At 36.7% G+C, this 3,270-nt stretch carries 2 protein-coding genes, 3 pseudogenes and 1 other annotated feature; of the genes and pseudogenes, 4 read left to right on the top strand and 1 reads right to left on the bottom strand.

What is annotated here, in order from left to right:
• The 4 genes and pseudogenes from B4H32_RS03655 to B4H32_RS03640 form a co-directional block, all read left to right on the top strand.
• Positions 1–666 (top strand): alkyl sulfatase dimerization domain-containing protein (locus tag B4H32_RS03655; protein WP_286800039.1); only part of this gene is annotated, 666 nt, incomplete at its 5' end.
• A gap of 447 nt (positions 667–1,113) precedes the next feature.
• Entirely contained in the window at positions 1,114–1,635 is a 522-nt protein-coding gene (locus B4H32_RS03650; protein WP_081399035.1) for a helix-turn-helix domain-containing protein, read from the top strand.
• Positions 1,604–1,974, top strand: a pseudogene (locus tag B4H32_RS03645) (transposase); the annotation flags it as partial. The gene B4H32_RS03650 and the pseudogene B4H32_RS03645, both read left to right, overlap by 32 nt.
• Positions 1,879–1,978 (top strand) — a sequence feature (AL1L pseudoknot). Its footprint overlaps the pseudogene before it by 96 nt.
• A 54-nt stretch (positions 1,979–2,032) precedes the next feature.
• Positions 2,033–3,105: pseudogene (locus B4H32_RS03640) on the top strand (IS3 family transposase); the annotation flags it as partial.
• 3 nt (positions 3,106–3,108) lie between these two features.
• Here B4H32_RS03640 and B4H32_RS03635 read toward each other — a convergent pair.
• Positions 3,109–3,270, bottom strand: a pseudogene (locus tag B4H32_RS03635) (transposase); the annotation flags it as partial.

Genomic DNA, 3,270 nt, shown 5'->3' with positions numbered 1-3,270 from the left:
CCTAAAGCTGTTGCAAAAAAATATATTGAGTTAGCAGGTGGGGAGAGCAATGCGTTGAAAAATGCGCAGGATGCTTATGCTCAAGCTGACTATAGATGGGCTGCCGAGATTTTAAAACATATTGTGTTGAATAATCCTCAAAACCAACAAGCAAAAGACTTATTGGCGAATACTTATCGTCAATTGGGCTATGCTGCTGAGGCTTCAACTTGGCGTAATTTCTTTTTGGTGGGCGCTCAAGAGCTACAAAATAATGTACCCCTACAAAATACATCTGATCCGAGTGATTTATTGATTCACACGCCAACTGAAAGATTTCTTGAAGCCATGGCGACAAATTTAGATGTGGAAAATTTAAAAAATGAAAACCAGTGTATCAATCTGGTTTTGTCGGATACCCAAGAGAATTTTTCATTATGGGTTGAAAACTCAGTCATGCAGTTTAAGCGTTATGATGAAAGTAAAGATTTGGCATTGGATTGCCCTACATTAACCTTAACCAAGCCCTTATATCTAAAAATGATTACAGGTCAAATAGAAGGGGTAAAAGTCCTGCTTTCTAAAGACAGTAAAGTCAAAGGTAATCCACTGAAAATTGGAAAATTCTTTGCAATGTTTAAACGTCCAGATTCAATTTTCCCGATTGTGACTCGACCAAATGGCTAAGCTCAAATAAGTAAAGTCGAAACTTAAATTAATAGATCCAAAGAAATGGGTGAAATTATCAACTTGGTTCTCCCAATCTTATAACAGGAATACAAGAAATTATTTCTTGTATTCCTCTTTAAAATTAAAAGTAAGCTATATGTATTTTAACTCTATTGATACTTTATTAAATGGTTTTTGAATTTTTATACTTTATTTTCGATGGAGATATTTTTATTAGTAGCTTGTTTAAAAAAGATTTGTTTATTTTTCTATTAATTGCTTCTAAATAATAACTTCAATATTTTTGTGGTTAAAAGGCAAGGGGGTATTATGATGTGTTTTTTATTGAAAATAAGCTTTTATATTAGGTTAACTTGATTGCACTATTTGATGATTATATTGAGTAAATATATAGGTCATGATGATCATATCAATATCCGATAGTTTAAGAGCTCAATATTTGTTTTGCCAAGCTTATATTTTTATAGAGTCAGCATCATTAAGTTGATACAAGACGAGCGGGATCAACTAGAACATTTAGCCAAACATGCAAAGCATTGGCGAGAAAGGCAACGCTCACAAACCATATTGTGGTTGTCACAAGGTAAAACAGTGAAAGAAATTGCCGTATTACATGGTGTAAAGGAAGAAACAATTCGTACTCACCGCAGAAACTGGCGACACCATAAAATAGAAGCGATTTGGGAGGGTAAGCGTTCTGGACATCCACGAATATTACAAGCTGTACATCAGGCACAGATTTTATCGTGGATTGATAGCGACACTTTAAACTCAGAACAAATCAGACAGCGATTATATGAACAATATCAAATCGAAATTTGTCAGGAAACGCTAAGACGATTCCTCAGAGCATCAGGTATCGTTTATAAACGAACACGCCACAGTGAACCGTACCGGGTTTGTCGGAGAGTCAATATTCTGAGAGACTATCCCGATGACAAAACCAAACTATACCCCCGAAATTAGAGAAAGAGCGGTTCAATTACTAATTGAATCTGAAAAAGATTATCCTTCTACTTGGGCAGCAATCACAGCTATTGCTCCTAAAATCGGTTGTACTCCTGAAACATTGCGTGTTTGGTATTTAAAGCATCTGGATCAACTAAATCCTGCCAAAGTACAACAGATATCTGACCAAGAAAAAATGAAGCAAATGGAACGTGAAATTAAAGAATTAAAACGTGCCAATGAAATTCTACGCAAAGCAGCCGCTTTTTTCGCCCAGGCGGAGCTCGACCGCCCACACAAATAATGGTGGATTTTATCCATAACAATAAAGATCGATATGGTGTTGAAGTGATGTGTGCTTAAAAAACAGGAGGGTTTAACTTGGTAAGCTATACATACTCATTAGGAGTTTACCATGAGCAAGAAACAGAAGACTTACACCGCAGAATTTAAAGCTGAAGCCATCAAATTAATTGAAGCCAATCAAGGCAATGTCTCGGAAACAGCTAGACAACTTAGCATTTCAATGCAAACTCTTTCAAATTGGAATACCAAAGCAAAGGCTGGAACTTTAGCAGGCACAAAACAGTATTCGCCCGATCTAAACGCCTTACTCGAAGAAAATAAGAAGCTTAAACAACAGCTCAAAACAGCTGAAATGGAACGTGAATTTTTAAAAAAGGCAGCAGCGTACTTTGCAAAAGAAAGTCAGTGAGGTACGCCTATATGAAATCGCAAAGCCACTTATTTCCGATTATTTTAATGGCTCGATTACTTCGTGTATCCGTTTCTCGCTTTTATGATTGGCTAAAGCGAGGCATGAGTAAAAGATCAATTCAGCGAAATCAGCAGACAATTTTGGTCAAAATAGCCCATGAAGAAACCAAACAAAGCTATGGCTATGTTCGATTAACCAAGCATTTACAAGCACAAGGTATCAAAATAAGTATGTATGCTGTGCGCCAAATAAAAAAATCAAATCAGTTGTATTGTAAGCGCCATAAGCGTTTCAAAAGAACCACGAACAGTGATCACAACCGTTCTATTTATGACAATTTACTCAAGCAACAGTTTTCAATGACGAAGCCTAATCTTGCGTGGTCGAGTGACATTACCTACATTTGGGCGGCTGAGGGCTGGTTGTACTTGGCAGCTGTCAAAGATCTTTACACGAAACAGGTTGTTGGCTATAGCTTAAATGAGCGCATGACAGCCAAGCTTGTTTGTGATGCATTGAATATGGCTATTCGCAATCAGAAACCTGCTAAAGATCTCATTGTACATTCAGACAGAGGCAGCCAATATTGCAGTAATGAATATCGAAACTTACTTGAGAAATTTGATTTTCAGGGTTCAATGAGCAAAAAAGGCGACTGCTTTGATAATGCACCGATAGAGAGTTTCTGGGGCATACTCAAAAATGAACTTGTCCATCATCGCAACTACAAAACAAGGGAAGAAGCCAAAGCGGATATTACAAAATATATAGAGTAAAGAAAGTCGAAATATAGATTTGATCATCAAACAGAACTGAATTGCTGTATCAGAATAGGTTTGATTTCTTCCATGTTTAGCTTTTGGCTGAGCATACCATTGGGTCTGGGGATCGAATCAAATTGAAATATTTTCTCGCTTGATTAAAGCTTGGTTATA

The sequence above is a fragment of the Acinetobacter sp. UBA2063 genome (genome assembly GCF_002333245.1).
Lineage (GTDB): Bacteria > Pseudomonadota > Gammaproteobacteria > Pseudomonadales > Moraxellaceae > Acinetobacter > Acinetobacter parvus.
This window is presented reverse-complemented; position numbering and strand designations above follow the sequence as displayed.